We start from the raw sequence: 15120 nt of genomic DNA, 5'->3' as shown, positions 1-15120 counted from the left end.
AGTATAAATACTGGAGTTTTTTCATGTCTTAATCGCTGCAAACCCTATAGCGTTTCATCTAAATCTAGGGGTCTCAGCTTCGCTTCAATTTCTTTGCGCTTCGGCTCTAAAAATGGCGGCAGCGCTAGTGTTTGCCCCATCGTTTCAAGCGGTTCATCGGTCGCAAATCCAGGTGTGTCCGTTGATAATTCAAATAAAATGCCGTTTGGCTCTCTGAAATAAAGTGCTTTAAAATAGTATCGTTCTACTTTACCGGAATTCGGCAGACTGTTTTCATTTAATCGACTTGCCCACTTGTTGTATTCTTCTTCATTTGGCACACGGAATGCAACGTGATGAACGCCACCGCGCCCTAAGCGAACTTTCGGCAAATCGGGTCTCGTTTCAATATGAACTTCGGCTCCGCTTCCGCCTTCACCTGTTGCATAAACTAAAATATCGCTATGATCTCCTGCAAGAGATGGATAAGAACCTACGTAGCGAAATCCCATAATGCTTGTCAGTACGTCAACCGTTGGTTCTGCCGTGCCTACCGTTAGCGTAACTGGCCCTAATCCGATAATCGCATGTTCTAACGGAATATCTTCACGCTTCCACGGGACGCCTGCTCTTACGCCTTTTTCACCGTTGTCTGCGACAAGAAGCAAGCGTGTGCCTTCAAAATCTTTAAATGCTAACGTGTCACGATTAGCTCGTTTAGCTATTTCTTCATACTCTACTCCGTACTGCTCAAAGCGCTCTTTCCAAAAGTATAAAGAATCCGTACTTTTAACACGAAGCGACACGGTTGAAATGTCAGATGCACCTTGATGGGTTCTTGCAAGCCCCGGAATATCAAAAAACGTTACTTCCGTTCCTGGTGTTCCTTCTCCATCTGCATAAAATAAGTGGTAAGACTGCGTGTTATCTTGATTCACCGTTTTTTTTACTAATCGCATACCTAAAACTTTAGTGAAAAACTGATAGTTTTTTTCAGCTTTCCCCGTCAAAATAGATACATGATGCAACCCTAACAATTCCATCTGCTCCGCCTCTTTTCATAATATATAATTTTTTTAACTCCCACTAAAATTATCTTTAATTTAATTATCTTTAATTAAAGATAATTTTAAAGGATGCACAGCCCCTTTGTCAATAACAAGAAAATGTTGTGAACATAAAAAAGAAACTAAACACATGGTTAGTTTCTTTTTATCTTCCCTTTAACAAACTGCTGACCTTTTCCAACAGCGGTTACTTCTTAAGCACGCGCTCCACATTTTGCTTCATCAGCTCCGCAATTTTCGTTTCATTTTCACGAGACGTCTGCTCTAATTTTTCTATGACTAACTGCTGTCTTTCGAGTGAATGATTTTGACTTAGCTTTTGCTTGCCTTCCATTTTGCTGATGTCGATTTTAAACCCAATAATTCCTTTGCTTAAACTATTCGTATAAGCAGGATCAACGTCATTTAGCGTATATGTACTGCTCGGGCTTTCATATTTCGCTACCATCTTCCTCAGCAGCCCAAGCAGTTCTGTTGGTTCTTCAATCATTTTCATGGTGCCATACACGTGAACAGCTTCATAATTCCATGTTGGTACAGCTTGATTCGTTTCATACCATGACGGTGAAACATAACAGTGAGGCCCTTGAAACACAGCTAGAATTTCTTGATTTTCAACATCTTTCCACTGCTGATTCGGACGTGCAAAATGTCCGTATAAAGCTTTTTCTTTCCGGTTTAACATCAGGGGCAAATGAGTAGCATAAGGCTTTTCATTATGATACGAAAACAAAGTGGCGAACCCATTGTCTTCAATAAGATCATACATTATTTGTTCATCATTCACTTTGAAATACTTTGGAATATACATCGGCGCTTCTCCTTTATCTCTTATTTAGTAAAAGATATAATACTATACGTGTTTGCAACAGCGTCAGTTATGAACTTTTTAGGGAGGTCAGCAACTTATGAAACGATTTTTTATGAAGTTTATGCTACACTGTTGTGATGTAAACCGCTGATTTTTTATATGTTATTATTTAGCACATGATGTAATTAAATATCAGTTCACTGAGCAAAGGATTGAGAAACAAAAAAAGAAGCGCTCGTTTAAAGCAGCTCCTTTTTTTGTTCATCTATATAATTGAGGATTTTTTTCTCTTTTAATAGGTCCACCTTTGGCTATATGCCACTCAATGACACGGTCGGTTAAGCGATCATATACATCATCTTCCAAATACGGATCTTCTGTAGAAGTGAGCAAGGTGTGAATATCGGCTTTTATTTCTGCTAAAACAGCTGAGATAAATACCGCAGGGTCATTTAATACGTCTAGTATATATAACACCAGCATCTCAAATCCTTTATCCCAATTGGCATTTCCGTTGCCTTGGGCTTCACAGCGAAGCTTTTCAATAGCTCGAATGACCTCTCCTTCTACAACATCCGACTGCCCGCTTTTCGGAACATATTTTAACCATATTTCCTTTGCTTCGTCAAAATATTTCATTCTCTACTCCTTTCTTCAGAACTTTATTCCTTTTTGCTTCTTTGATTCATTGCCGTTCCAAACACAACGCCTAATGATGTCCCAATCGCAATACCAAACCCGATATTATCCATTAACATTCCGAGAGAAGCCCCCATCGCAACGCCCAAGCCTAATCCTACTCCTAGATAATCAGTACCTTTCTTTTCTTCAGACAAAAAATCACTCCTTTTTGCTACCATTTTATTTATACCTTTTATACGTAAAAACTGCGCTAAAAGTTTCATAAAAATGGAAACAAAAAAAGCAGTCACTTTAACTGCTTTTTACATAATGAGCTGATAAACGGCTTCTCCGAGCATTAAAATCGACCCCAGTATGCAGATTACCCCGAATACATACATCGTTTTACGTGCAAACTGCTCAAACGATATGCCAAAGCATTTTTTAGCTATCCAGTACATGTGGATAAGAAGCCCTCTAATCCGGACCCGCTTCATTGATTCATCGGATAATGATTGAGATAAAGAAAGGATGATTAACCCGGCCATCATAGAAAAAATGGCTATCACTATGTCTAAAATAGAGCTATCCATACGTCCCCTTCTTTTTACTTTTTATACCTCCTATTTTAGCATAAAGGCCAGTTAGACTGTACGTGCAGAAAAATGCAAATAACTCAACAGGGAAAGGTATCCAAACCTTAAGAAAAGGGCAGTTTAAAAATAAAAACACTTCTCTTACTTAAAAAGGATGGATCACGTTGACAACCAATCAAAAGCAATATCTTGAAAAAATACATAGCATACAGGAAGATCTCTCCAAAACGTGGATGGACTATTGGCACCACTACTCGAGTCCAAGCTCTTGGCAGTTTTGGGTGACCCTAGGGGCTTTTATCTTACCTTTAGTCATTCTCTATTTTTTAATTGACCGAAAAAGAGCCTTTCACTTAGGGTTTTATGGATTTAACGTGCACGTTTGGTTTCACTATAGTGACACCGCTGGCGTTTATAACGGGCTTTGGACGTATCCTTATCAAATGAATACCGTCATACCCGTAAGCTTTAGCTTAGATGCTTCGCTTATTCCCGTTTCCTTTATGCTGCTTTATCAATGGACACTCAATCATCATAAAAATTATTATTTATATGCAACGATTCTTTGCTTGTTTTTTGCTTTTATTTTCAAACCATTATTAACAGGGATTGGCTTTTTCCAGCTGCATGAATGGGCTACTTACGGTTATTTATTTGTATTTTATCTCGGTGTCATACTGCTATCAAAATGGATTACCAATCTGTTTCTTTATTTTGAAAAACAGAAACGAATAGGGTAAGTGTCATCAATAAAAAACGTAAGCATCTTCAAAAGACCTTGCGTTTTTTTTGATTATTGTCCTTACTAGTTGTCTGCTTCCTCAAAAGATAGAATGCTTTTCTCATTGTTAATTTAGAACATGATGCATCTAGCAATAATAAAACTTTTGTTAGGAAAGAAAATCTCGCTTTTCCTAAGCCCTGGTTAAATTAGCGTTGTATAAATCCATTAAACTGCTTAAATCATCTAACAATGGGCAGTGGCCCACGCCTTTCATAATTTTCAACGTCGCATTTTCCCCTATTCCTTTTGCGATGTCAGATGCATCTCTTGTTGAAACCATCTTATCTTCATCTCCTTGAATAACCATAGTAGGAATCATAATTTTTTCGACTTCTCCTGTCCCTTGAACGACACCGTTAAAATCGTTTGAAATATTAAATCTCATCAGCGCATAATTGATATCAATTAAATTTCGCTGCTTGGTCGTTCCTTCTAAATATTTTTCAAATTGATCAGCAGACGGCTTATTTTTTGTATATAAAAATTGACGCAGCATCATTTTTAAAAACCATGTGTTTTTTGTTTCTTTTGCGTTTTCGACCATTCTAAATGCTTCTTTTACTTCTTCTTTCGTTTGTATAAAGTTGTTAGGAATAGGCAGTTCTAGGAACGTTCTTCTTGGAATGGGGTAGCCTTTGATGTTGACGGAGCTTAAGAGAATTAATTTTTTGGCATCATTCGGATGATCAATCACATACTGCATAGCGACTGCTCCTCCTAATGACCACCCGCTTATTGTAAAAGCAGACAACTTTAAAGCATCTGCAAACAGTTTGACGTCATCTGATAAGTCTTTGATTGTGTGGATAGGTGTATGGTAAGTGGAGTCTCCAAATCCCCTTAAATCAAGCGCATAAGCTGTGATATGTTCTGGAAGTTCGTTCATCAACACATCCCAGTTAAGGGAAGAATTCATGTTTCCGTGAATTAACAAAAGTACTTCTTTTCCGCCTTTTTTCATTCGGTAATTGATTATTTCTCCATTCGGTAACTCTACTTTTGCTTGTTCTAAAGCAGATATGGTCATCGCTATTTTCCTCTTTTCTTATATAATTAGAACGATAGCTAGCTTTAATTTTTACATACCCTATTTATCTAGCGTTAAGCAGTTGCTTGAACATCAAGATCATCCTATGTCATTCTATTTGCTATAAAAGGCAGCCAAATATGCAATTTGGCTGCCTTTTTATGATAAAAAAATATGCGAATGAGCAATAAGGCCATTACTTTTTCGGTGCGTCTAATGCTTGATAGGCAAGCTGATATTTTCCGCCTTCAGCCACTTCTGCGTGGTACAAAGCTTTAAGAGCAAAGTTTTTTTCAAGGCTGTGCTCTTTCATCAAACCGTTCAGCTTACCCTGCAGTTCCTGATTGTCTTTAATGAGCTGCTTCATCTGTGATTTTAAATATTTCATGGTGTTTTCCGCTCCTTTCACTTGATAAACCTTCATCAAGTATATCACTTAAGGATAGGATAATGGTAAAACAAGTTACGATTGAGCGATTAAATTTGTACCGCTCTATTCTTTAAGCGCGCTACAAGCGGAACAACGATGATACCCGCTATCACAACTTGCATCACATTTCCTGGTATAGATCCAAGCGGAACGATCCAGTTACCGTAAAGAATCACTTCGGCAAAATAGTAGCCGACGACTTTTACAATCAGCGCTGCAACAACTGCCAGCGTGTTGACAAACGCTCTTTTACCAGGTGCTTTTTCTGAGATAAGACCCGCTAAAAAGCCCATTGCCCCTACAATAATAAACGTAAACGGTGCCCATGCTGTCCAGCCGGAGATAAGGTCGAATAATCCCATTCCAAAAGCTCCTGCGATGGCTCCTGTTTTTTTGCCGTAAAGAAAAGCTGCTATAAAAAGAGGAACGTTGCCTAAATGGATGAGGCCTCCGTTACCCATGATTGGAAGCTTGATGTTGATAAACATTGTCGCTACAAACGTCAGTGCGATAAAAAGCGCATGCATGGATAAAGCTTTGATTTTGGTTGATTCTCTTGGTGAGTATGTTGAATTCATCTGTTGACCTCTTTCTTTTTTTACTACTATCATACTCCTAATTACACACTTAATAAATACGTAAAACTATTTATTTAGTAAGGTATATCATTCTAGCGGCACATAAAACTCTGTCAACTTTAAAAATTGTCCTATCCGTTCTTAAAAAATACAGCTACCTCTGCTTACTTTAGCAGACTGCGGCGCCTAATTTTGTTATGGTAAAGAGTCTGTTCGGGCATAATATGAGCAAATCGTTCTTTTTCAAGAGTTGACGAAGGCTTATAAATATGAGAAGTTATATGTTTGTAGAAATGAATGGAATAACCTAGAATTCCAGCGGAACCTGTTACTATAATTGTACTGATATTAACCAAGTTCGTTTAGATTGTGGCAGTCATGATTTTTACATACAGCAAGCAAGTTATAGGAGGAGCAAGAATGGATAATAACGATATTTTAATTAGATTACGATATGCCTTGGATTTAAAAAATACAGAAATGGTAGAGATCTTTAATCTTGGCGGAGTAGACGTAACAAAAGAAGACGTATTAAAGATCCTTACGAGAACACCGGACGAAGAAGACGAGGATGCAGTTCATGCGGACGAACACATCTCGTGCAGTAACAGTATGTTAGATTCTTTTTTAAACGGCTTTATTACCTTTAAAAGAGGAAAACAAGACCCTAAACCAGGGCAAGCACCTCCAGCGCCCGTTCAAAGCAATCAAAATATGTACAACGTCTTATTAAAGAAAGTGAAAATTGCTTTGTCCCTAACCAGTGAAGAGATGTTAGAAGTATTTGATGACGGTGGCATCCGTGTATCTAAAGCAGAATTAGGTGCTTTATTACGAAAAAAAGGCCACAAAAATTACAAACCGTGCAAAGAGAATTTTGCACGAAAATTCCTAAGAGGCTTAACCGTACAATATAGAGGCTAACATGATACACACTTTTTCAAATCAGAGTATCCATTATGAAATACGATATAAAAACCGAAGTTCTTTTGCAATTAAAGTAGACGGATACGGAACGGTCGAAGTCCTTGCTCCTAAAGGAACGTCTACTGAACAAGTACGTATGTTACTAGAGAACAACTGGGCATTGATTCAGCAAAAAATAAACGAAATGAAAGATAGAACGCATGGACCAAAGAAAAAAGTCTATGAACACGGAGAACGCTTTTTGTATGTAGGAAAAAACTATCCGATACAGATTCATCACGATTCGACTATTACAAAGGATTCTGTAGTGTTTGAAGCGAACACGCTTCAGATTTATGTCAATCAGCACGACGATGAAGCGATAAAACAAGCGCTCAAACGCTTTTACTATCAACAATGTAAAGCGCTAGTAACCAAGAGTATCTCCTCCTATCAAAAACATTTTAAAACAAAGCCGCGCTCCATGTCGATTTCCGATAGCAAAAAAGCGTGGGGCACGTGTGATTCCAAGCGTCAGCTAACCTTTAACTGGCGGCTGGCAATGGCACCTCAGCACGTCATTGATTACGTAGTCGTTCATGAAATGTGCCACATGGTTCACATGAACCATGACCGGTCTTTTTGGCGCCTTGTCGGGAAAATCATGCCCGATTATCGTGAACAAGAGAACTGGCTGGAAATGTCGAACTGGGAAATGACGGTGTAGTACCGCTAAATAAAAAGAGCAGAAGCCCCAGGGGCATACTGCTCTTTTTTTATCTTTAACTATAGCGATATTTTCTTAAATCTTTTAAAATAGAAATTTCTTTTAACAATTCTTCTCCGACATTTGTTTCTAAAACCATTTTTCTTTCTAGTTCTTTGTCAACCAATCGCTTTACAGATAAGACGTCCGTTCCTTCTAATAAAATCTCTTCTTTTGAATTAAAGTGTTTATGAGCGACTAGCTGCATGCCGTAAGAATTGTATAATAATGTGTATCCAGCAATCCCTGTTGTGGATTGATACGCTTTTGAAAAACCGCCGTCAATAACAATCATCTTTCCATTTGCTTTGACCGGGTTTTCTCCTTCAATTTCTTTGACTGGCGTATGCCCATTGATAATATGACCATGATCAGGATTTAATTTAAATTCTTCCAGGATGTTTCGGCAGACTTCCTCATTTTCCCGTAAGTAATAATACGGATTCTTCTTCTCTTTATGCGTTGTTTTATCACTGATAAAATATCTTTCAAACGTCGTCATTGCACGTTTCCCAAAGAGTGATGAATATTCTCCTGTCCATAGGTACCAGACCATATCTGTTGCCAAATCATCCGTTTCTTCAGGATGGGCAAAAGCCTCTTGCAAATAATGTTCAAACACATCAAGCAAGTTGCGGCCTGCATACGTTTTATCTTCAATCGTCATTTTCTCCATGTTTCCTTCTTCATCTAAAGGAATGCAGCCGTGTATTAATAAGTTTCCGTTGTATTTTAAATAAAGGCTGCCTTTTTTCATCAGAAACTTCATATGTCTCGCCAGTTTTTCCGAATGCTGTACAGAAAGCAGCAGTCTTTCCATTACCTGCTCTTCTTCTTCTAATAGCTGATCAGGCTGCGCCGGATCCACCGTTGCAAAGCAGCTGTTTTCTAGCGGATACGTGTTTCCGTATATCGTAATTTCATTTTTATCATAATCAATTTTTTCAAGCAACAGCCTTTCTGACATATTAAAGAAAGGACGTCTTTTTATAATCGGACTTTCCAGCTTGAACTGAATCATCGCAATGGCCTGATGAATTTTCGTAATTTGTAGTCGCTCGTGATCGGATAGTTTGTCACTCGAGCTTACTTTTGGTCTAAAAGCAGGATTGTCATCATAATATTTCTCCGCCAGGTTAAGCAGCGGTCTCAGGTTAATGCCATATACGTCTTCAATAATATCTAGATTGTCGTATCTCGCGCAGATACGAATAATATTAGCTAAGCACACTTTCGAACCCGCAAAAGCGCCTAGCCATAGCACATCGTGATTTCCCCACTGAATATCAACGGAGTGATAATTAATGAGCGTATCCATAATTTTATCCGGCTCAGGTCCACGGTCATAAATGTCCCCTACTACGTGCAGATGGTCCACAACCAACCTTTGCGTCGTATAAGCAAGGCCTATAATAAGCTTATCGGCTTGTCCCAGAGAAATAATCTGCTGAACAATCTTTGTATAGTACTGTTCTTTATTTGTAAATTCATCCGTTTTATATAGCAGTTCTTCAATAATGTACACAAATTGATCCGGCAATGCTTTACGCAGTTTAGAACGCGTGTATTTAGAAGAAGCGTACGAAATAAGATTAAGCATACGATCAATGATTTCTGTATACCATTGATAGAGTTCCTTTTTGTTTCGAAACTGCGCTTTAATCAACGGTAATTTTTCTTCAGGGTAATACACTAATGTCGCAAATTCATTGATTTCTTTGTCAGATAATACATCTTTAAAAAGGTCTTTGATTTTCTCTTTTACATTTCCTGAACCATTTCGCAGCACATGCTGAAAGGCTTGATACTCGCCGTGTAAATCACTGACAAAATGCTCGGTCCCCTTTGGCAGATGAAGAATAGCTTCAAGGTTAATAATTTCGGTTACCACTTTTTCTTCCGTATCATACCTTTGTGCAAGTAAATCTAGATATTTTGTGTTCAAAACTATGTATCCCCTTTCAACGTTCACCATTTAGTATAATCACCGTTATAACCCTTTAAGATAAATTGTGATTATAATGTTACGCACCTCTTATTTAACTCTTTTCTCTCCATGCCTCACCTCTTTATTTTAACCTATTTTACGTATAGGTAAAATGGTATAAAGTCTATTTGTCTATAAAGATTTCCCGTTCTTTTCCCTTACCTCATAGAGAAAGTGATACTATAAAAAAACCTGCTGATCTCAGTCAGCAGGTTCGATACATATGAAAGAAGCGCACATAATCAAGAAAGTTTACTCCGACCTCTACACAATAACAGATTTTTCCCTTCCTAGCTGTGAGATATCTCACAGCGTTAAGACCTTGCTGGTGTTACAATAAAAATGACCTTTCTGAGACAGGAAAAGTCATCCTTTGTATTATATAAGAATCATCATTCTGTTGAATCTCTGTTCTTTTATGTTCAGAGATTTTTTCTGTTGGATTTGTTGGATGAAGAGAAAAATCATCACATTAATGTCTGCTGATGCCTTATCCACCTTAATTCTCACCGTTTCACTTTTTTAGCATATCCGGTTTTAAAGCCCTCCGCTAAGCAAGCGGATTTTACGATATAAAAAAGCAGCGGATGTAAAACATCACGCTGCTTTTCTTATCTCTACACACCTTAGTAAAAGAGGATATGGTAGAGTGTTTGTACAAATGTAGTGATTGGTGTACTTAGTGGATATTATTCTTTCGGAAATTACCGCCTTTAACTTCGGCTACGTCATATACCGTAACAAAAGCCGTCGGGTCAATTTCATTGATAATTTCTTTCATTTTGCTTTCTTCTAAACGGTTGATTACACATGTGATTTCCTTAAATTTTTCATGAGAATAACCGCCGTAAGCTTCTTTGTATGTAGCGCTTCGACCTAAACGATCACGTATTGTCTCTACCATTAATGCAGGCTGAGAAGTGATAATCTGGAAGGTTTTCGATCCGCTTAGCCCTACCTCTACGATGTGAATAACTTTGGATGCAATAAAGTATGCAATTGCAGAAAGAATCGCGCCTTGCAGACCAAATACTAATGAAACAAAAATAAATACAAACGCATTTAAGAACAAAATAAGATCACTTGTTCCAAACGGCAGTTTTCGAGAAAGCAGTACAGCTAGCATATCGATGCCATCTAAGGCCCCGCCGTTACGAAGTGCAATTCCCATTCCAAACCCAAGGATAATACCGCCGACAACGGTTACGAGTAGTGTATCTCCTTCAATAATCGCTGGAGTGTGATGCATGAGGCTTGTACCGACAGCTAATGAAACGATTCCGAGGATTGAAAAGATGGCAAAACTTTTACCGATTTGTTGATATCCTAACCATACAAAAGGAATGTTGATAACGGCGATGAGAACCCCAAGTGGCAAACCAAATAGGTTTGAAGCAACGATGCTAATGCCTGTTACCCCTCCATCTGAAACATGGTTTGGAATTAGGACAGTTTCTAAGCCGTAAGCTGCAATAATTCCTCCGATAATGACCATTAATGCTCGGAAAGCAATTTTTAGCCGCTTAGGCCTGTGATGTTTTTTAGTTGTGTTCATATAATTCCTCACTTTTAAATGTTTTTTACTATTTAAGTGTACCACAAACATTCTCTTTATTTGAACTAAGGAGGCTTACGTATCGTTTTTTAGCTCACATAGTGCAAACATAGATAAAAGAGAAATTGTAGCTGTACAGACTCTATCCTTGCAATAAGTCCCTATTTCTGTTAAGTTTAAGAAGAATTATTTTTGTTCGGCAAAGATTGATAAGTTACATAACTTTCGTCTATAGATTTGAGCAAGGATAGTAATACAATGTGTGCGTGTCACACTAGGAGGCAACAATTATGGAACAAGGTAAAGTAAAATGGTTTAACGCAGAAAAAGGTTTTGGATTCATCGAACGCGAAAACGGAGACGATGTATTTGTACATTTCTCAGCAATCCAAAGCGAAGGCTTCAAATCTTTAGACGAAGGTCAAGAAGTTACATTTGAAGTAGAACAAGGTCAACGCGGCCCTCAAGCTACTAACGTTCAAAAAGCGTAATCCATCATAAATAGAAAAAGACAGACTCCATGGAGTCTGTCTTTTTCATTACTTTGAAAATGTAATAATAAAACCCTATCCACTGAGGAATAGGGCTTATTAATACAAAAATAGTAATCGGTAATACAAATGGTAAACTCAGTATAGCATAGTATTGGCGGAATCCAAACTATAAATCAAAATTTCTTCATGAATAATTATGATTCGTGCTTCATTAACTCTTCTTCAAAGAAAAATGTACTGGGATATTTATCAACTGTATAAGAATATCTTTTCATGTTTTTCACATAATGACTTTTTAAGATGATCACTATTTCATTAGATGCTTTTATACTTACTGTTTCTCCATTAGCAAATAAGCTTATACTCATATCCTTCATCCTCTCTCGTATCAAAAACAATCAAATTTTTAACTTTATTTATCGGGAAATATAATGTTCAGCTTATATTTGAGGCTTTATCAGCATGCTGATGATCAGAAACCTTTCCCAAGGGCTAGTCCAGCGAAGGTTAGTTATATTTGATACCTTACGTATACCTGCTCCTAAAGCCTATCGTTCTACAGCTATAATGTATTCTTTTCTAGTTATTTACGACACAGGATATAGGTAGCTCTTCTTTACCGGCTTTTGTCTCCAATGTCTATACTTATGTTTAAAGTAACCTTTTTAAAATCATTTCTTTTTTAATTATTAAAATCCAAAGCAAAAAGACCCCTATGTGGAGTCTTTTTACGTTGGATTAATTATGCTACTTTATGAACGTTAGCAGCTTGTGCTCCGCGTTGACCTTGTTCAATGTCAAACGTTACTTTTTGACCTTCTTCTAACGATTTAAAGCCTTCACCTTGAATAGAGCTGAAATGTACGAATACATCGTCTCCGCCTTCAACTTCGATAAAGCCGAAGCCTTTGTCTGCATTAAACCATTTCACTGTACCTTGTTCCATAATATTGCCTCCTGGTGTGGAATACTCCACGCTTGTATTACTACCCTTGTCCAACCATACTATCTTAAGATAAAAAATTCTATGGAAGAGATTTCTCTTCTCTCAATCTTATACCGAACAAAAATAATTAACTCAATCGTAACATACAGAATCAAAGATAGCAAATACAGGGAATGGAATAAATCGTCGAACGATAAAAAGAGCCTTCTCTTTGTAGCTCTATACAAAGAGAAGGCTCTTTTTATCGTTCCTATTTTACGAAGCAGTCAATGTAGCACCTGCTGTTTATTTACTTTATTTTTCTGTTTGCTCTGTGTGCCACCATAATGAATCTTTTGGATTTTCAACCGCTTCATTGTATTCAGATTTAGAAGCAACCGTTGGGTATGAACCTTTGAGTGATTTTCCTGCTGTGTTCGCAAACAAGAATAAAATCACGAAAAATCCGATGATGCTCACAATGGTTAAATAGAACGCTGGAGCCAAGTGATTGCCCGTTGCGTGAACTAACCATGTCGCAACTAATGGCGTCGTTCCTCCAAAGATAGAAACTGAAACATTAAACGTGATCGCTAATGTTCGGTAGCGAATATCTGTGTAGAACATTGTTGGCAGCGTTCCTGGCATTGTTCCTTCATACGTAGCAAGTAAAACACCTAGAATAAGAATACCGATTGAAATAAAAACTAAACCATTTAAGTTGATTAAATAGAACGAAAAGGCTGACAGTAAGCTTAATCCGCCTAAACCGATTAAGAAAACTTTCTTGTTTCCGATTTTGTCGCTCAGTTTTCCAAACATAAGAGCAAGCGGCACCATTAAAATCATAACTGCCGTAATTAATACCGTACCAACTGTGTTTGATAAACCAATAATTTCATTTAAATAAGAAGGCATGTACGATAATAGCATATAGTTTGTAATGTTAAAGAAAGCCACGGCTACGAAACAAACAAACACATCTTTTTTGTGATTTTTTAAAATAGAGAGGAAGCTTTCTTCTTCAACTTCGTCTTCGTTGGAAAGTTCATTTTCAAAAATAGGCGTTTCCCCTAAACTTCTTCGTAAATAAAAACCAATAAGTCCTAAAGGCAATCCTAATAAGAAGGGAATTCTCCAGCCCCATGAGGCCATCTGTTTATCCGAAAGAACAAAAAACAGTAAGCTAGCTAGCAGTGAAGCAAGAATATAACCAACAAGTGTACCGATTTCTAGTCCACTTCCAAGCACATTTCGCTTATTGTCTGGAGACGATTCTGCAATATACACCATCGCACCAGCATATTCACCACCAGTTGAAAAACCTTGGATGATTCGTGCAATTAATAAAAGGATGGGTGCCCATATACCGATTTGATCATATGTAGGTAACAACCCAATGAGTAATGTGGAAAAGGCCATTAAAATAATGGTAGTGGTTAAAACGACTTTCCTTCCTAACTTGTCTCCAATTTTACCGAATATAACACCGCCCAATGGACGCATTAAAAAGGCAATCGCAAATGTGGCAAATGTGAATACTAATTTGAGCTGATCATTTTCAACTGCGCTAAAAAAGTTTTGACTAATAATTACGGCTAAATATGAATACAAGCCAAAGTCAAACCATTCCATCGCGTTTCCTACTCCTGTAGCAAAGACGCTTTTTTTAGCTTTGTCAATATCTACGACGTTAATTTTTTTCTTATTAAACTTCATTTCATTACGTCACCTCCGCGGTATACGATTATACAAGACTGAGTAGTAAAGTCAAATTTGACTTACTGTATTTCACATGTAAATGTGTTGAAACACTTCTTATTTTTAAGTAAAAAACGAAAACTATTCATGTGATGCTAAATATTAAAAAAGGTTATGGCTAAAGGGTTTGAAGCCAAAAAAGCTGAAGAAGGAACGCTAACAAATAAATGAATTAAAACCAAAATAAACTTTTTTTATTTCAACGTACAATTCATTGCTATTAAAAAAACGATTTTCGCCTAAAATAGGGATCGTTTTCGATGGAATTACAGTCGCTGAAATAGTAACTTGTCGTTAAAGATAGCGCATCTGGTTTACAATATGCTTGGTAGCAATTTCCACTCAGGTTATCTGACAATTATTGTTACAACCCATTAGATATAAGCTTTATTTTGTAATAGACACACTATTTCTACTACAAAAATTATGTAGCCTTAAAAATAAATATAAAGCTCGTTCTAACAAGTGCAGCACTGGATGATTCGGTCCATAGAATAAAACTTTAAGAGTTGGCTGGGTTCGAGGGATAAAAATTCAACTCCTTTCTCCGTATAATCATTCGTGGCTTCAAGTAAGTTTTCTACTGTAAAAGCAAGCTGGTTTATAGTGCTACTTTTGGCATATTGTTCAACTTGCGTAATATGCCAGCTCCACTCCCTCACCACGCTGTTTTGCCAGATAGAAAGATACTCTCTTTCTTCTTTTAGATACCCCACAAGACAAACTTTAAACCTAAATACACCCTTATGGTTTTGAATATAAAGATTCACACTTATTACATTTTTTTACATTAGATAAACATGTTATTATCTGCGATAGAATAAAAAAATAGA

The 15120-nt window shown here is 37.2% G+C and carries 17 protein-coding genes; 4 read left to right on the top strand and 13 right to left on the bottom strand.

What is annotated here, in order from left to right; translation table 11 throughout:
• Positions 1-44 precede the first annotated feature (44 nt).
• The 5 genes from AC2YJL_RS07115 to AC2YJL_RS07095 all read right to left on the bottom strand — a co-directional run bounded on the left by AC2YJL_RS07115 (position 45) and on the right by AC2YJL_RS07095 (position 3071).
• Positions 45-1022 (bottom strand): ring-cleaving dioxygenase, encoded by a 978-nt coding sequence (locus AC2YJL_RS07115; RefSeq protein WP_369361207.1) that lies wholly within the window; start codon positions 1020-1022, stop codon positions 45-47.
• Between the two features lie 211 nt (positions 1023-1233).
• Positions 1234-1857 (bottom strand): FMN-binding negative transcriptional regulator, encoded by a 624-nt coding sequence (locus AC2YJL_RS07110; RefSeq protein ID WP_369361208.1) that lies wholly within the window; start codon positions 1855-1857, stop codon positions 1234-1236.
• Positions 1858-2118: 261 nt separating this feature from the next.
• On the bottom strand, positions 2119-2496 hold the full coding sequence (locus AC2YJL_RS07105) for a hypothetical protein (protein WP_195696393.1): 378 nt from the start codon (positions 2494-2496) through the stop codon (positions 2119-2121).
• Positions 2497-2519: 23 nt separating this feature from the next.
• Entirely contained in the window at positions 2520-2693 is a 174-nt protein-coding gene (locus AC2YJL_RS07100; RefSeq protein ID WP_195696392.1) for a glycine zipper domain-containing protein, read from the bottom strand.
• A 108-nt stretch (positions 2694-2801) separates the two neighbouring features.
• Positions 2802-3071: a hypothetical protein gene (locus AC2YJL_RS07095; RefSeq protein ID WP_369361209.1), complete on the bottom strand. Its 270-nt coding sequence runs from the start codon at positions 3069-3071 to the stop codon at positions 2802-2804.
• Between the two features lie 167 nt (positions 3072-3238).
• On the opposite strand from AC2YJL_RS07095, the gene AC2YJL_RS07090 reads away from it, so the two are divergent.
• Positions 3239-3814, top strand: coding sequence for a CBO0543 family protein (locus AC2YJL_RS07090; protein WP_369361210.1), 576 nt, complete (start codon positions 3239-3241; stop codon positions 3812-3814).
• A 174-nt stretch (positions 3815-3988) separates the two neighbouring features.
• Here the strand turns inward: AC2YJL_RS07090 and phaZ are convergent, their stop codons facing one another.
• The 3 genes from phaZ to AC2YJL_RS07075 all read right to left on the bottom strand — a co-directional run bounded on the left by phaZ (position 3989) and on the right by AC2YJL_RS07075 (position 5893).
• On the bottom strand, positions 3989-4885 hold the full coding sequence (gene phaZ, locus AC2YJL_RS07085) for an intracellular short-chain-length polyhydroxyalkanoate depolymerase (protein WP_195696389.1): 897 nt from the start codon (positions 4883-4885) through the stop codon (positions 3989-3991).
• A 196-nt stretch (positions 4886-5081) separates the two neighbouring features.
• Positions 5082-5273, bottom strand: a complete 192-nt coding sequence (locus tag AC2YJL_RS07080; protein ID WP_013058089.1) for a hypothetical protein — start codon at positions 5271-5273, stop codon at positions 5082-5084.
• 89 nt (positions 5274-5362) lie between these two features.
• Positions 5363-5893, bottom strand: a complete 531-nt coding sequence (locus AC2YJL_RS07075) for an ECF transporter S component (RefSeq protein WP_230933141.1) — start codon at positions 5891-5893, stop codon at positions 5363-5365.
• A gap of 420 nt (positions 5894-6313) precedes the next feature.
• Between AC2YJL_RS07075 and AC2YJL_RS07070 the strand changes: the two genes are divergently transcribed.
• Positions 6314-6817, top strand: a complete 504-nt coding sequence (locus tag AC2YJL_RS07070) for a YehS family protein (protein WP_014459104.1) — start codon at positions 6314-6316, stop codon at positions 6815-6817.
• 1 nt (position 6818) lies between these two features.
• Entirely contained in the window at positions 6819-7526 is a 708-nt protein-coding gene (locus tag AC2YJL_RS07065) for a M48 family metallopeptidase (protein ID WP_369361211.1), read from the top strand.
• Between the two features lie 55 nt (positions 7527-7581).
• Here the strand turns inward: AC2YJL_RS07065 and fbp are convergent, their stop codons facing one another.
• Complete coding sequence (fbp, locus tag AC2YJL_RS07060; RefSeq protein WP_195696387.1) at positions 7582-9510, bottom strand: fructose-1,6-bisphosphatase; 1929 nt, start codon at positions 9508-9510, stop codon at positions 7582-7584.
• A gap of 721 nt (positions 9511-10231) precedes the next feature.
• Positions 10232-11107, bottom strand: a complete 876-nt coding sequence (locus tag AC2YJL_RS07055) for a YitT family protein (RefSeq protein ID WP_013058095.1) — start codon at positions 11105-11107, stop codon at positions 10232-10234.
• A gap of 290 nt (positions 11108-11397) precedes the next feature.
• Here AC2YJL_RS07055 and AC2YJL_RS07050 point away from each other — a divergent pair, with 290 nt between their 5' ends.
• Complete coding sequence (locus AC2YJL_RS07050) at positions 11398-11598, top strand: cold-shock protein (protein ID WP_029714163.1); 201 nt, start codon at positions 11398-11400, stop codon at positions 11596-11598.
• Positions 11599-11795: 197 nt separating this feature from the next.
• On the opposite strand, the gene AC2YJL_RS07045 is transcribed toward AC2YJL_RS07050, so the two are convergent.
• The 3 genes from AC2YJL_RS07045 to AC2YJL_RS07035 form a co-directional block, all read right to left on the bottom strand.
• A complete protein-coding gene (locus AC2YJL_RS07045) occupies positions 11796-11969 on the bottom strand; it encodes a hypothetical protein (RefSeq protein WP_014459100.1) in 174 nt (57 codons plus the stop codon).
• Positions 11970-12343: 374 nt separating this feature from the next.
• Positions 12344-12547: a cold-shock protein gene (locus AC2YJL_RS07040; protein ID WP_014459099.1), complete on the bottom strand. Its 204-nt coding sequence runs from the start codon at positions 12545-12547 to the stop codon at positions 12344-12346.
• 294 nt (positions 12548-12841) lie between these two features.
• Positions 12842-14245, bottom strand: coding sequence for an MFS transporter (locus AC2YJL_RS07035; RefSeq protein ID WP_033580232.1), 1404 nt, complete (start codon positions 14243-14245; stop codon positions 12842-12844).
• Positions 14246-15120: the final 875 nt, after the last annotated feature.

This window comes from Priestia sp. SRI_019 (assembly GCF_057586255.1).
The sequence above is the reverse complement of the archived record's forward strand: the minus strand, read 5'-3'. Positions and strand labels throughout refer to the sequence as shown.

Coding starts and splice junctions, on each gene's coding strand:
- AC2YJL_RS07115 (WP_369361207.1), bottom strand. CDS start 1,022: ATGGAATTGTTAGGGTTGCATCATGTATCTATTTTGACGGGGAAAGCT.
- AC2YJL_RS07110 (WP_369361208.1), bottom strand. CDS start 1,857: ATGTATATTCCAAAGTATTTCAAAGTGAATGATGAACAAATAATGTAT.
- AC2YJL_RS07105 (WP_195696393.1), bottom strand. CDS start 2,496: ATGAAATATTTTGACGAAGCAAAGGAAATATGGTTAAAATATGTTCCG.
- AC2YJL_RS07095 (WP_369361209.1), bottom strand. CDS start 3,071: ATGGATAGCTCTATTTTAGACATAGTGATAGCCATTTTTTCTATGATG.
- phaZ (WP_195696389.1), bottom strand. CDS start 4,885: ATGACCATATCTGCTTTAGAACAAGCAAAAGTAGAGTTACCGAATGGA.
- AC2YJL_RS07080 (WP_013058089.1), bottom strand. CDS start 5,273: ATGAAATATTTAAAATCACAGATGAAGCAGCTCATTAAAGACAATCAG.
- AC2YJL_RS07075 (WP_230933141.1), bottom strand. CDS start 5,893: ATGAATTCAACATACTCACCAAGAGAATCAACCAAAATCAAAGCTTTA.
- AC2YJL_RS07070 (WP_014459104.1), top strand. CDS start 6,314: ATGGATAATAACGATATTTTAATTAGATTACGATATGCCTTGGATTTA.
- AC2YJL_RS07065 (WP_369361211.1), top strand. CDS start 6,819: ATGATACACACTTTTTCAAATCAGAGTATCCATTATGAAATACGATAT.
- AC2YJL_RS07055 (WP_013058095.1), bottom strand. CDS start 11,107: ATGAACACAACTAAAAAACATCACAGGCCTAAGCGGCTAAAAATTGCT.
- AC2YJL_RS07050 (WP_029714163.1), top strand. CDS start 11,398: ATGGAACAAGGTAAAGTAAAATGGTTTAACGCAGAAAAAGGTTTTGGA.
- AC2YJL_RS07045 (WP_014459100.1), bottom strand. CDS start 11,969: ATGAGTATAAGCTTATTTGCTAATGGAGAAACAGTAAGTATAAAAGCA.
- AC2YJL_RS07040 (WP_014459099.1), bottom strand. CDS start 12,547: ATGGAACAAGGTACAGTGAAATGGTTTAATGCAGACAAAGGCTTCGGC.
- AC2YJL_RS07035 (WP_033580232.1), bottom strand. CDS start 14,245: ATGAAGTTTAATAAGAAAAAAATTAACGTCGTAGATATTGACAAAGCT.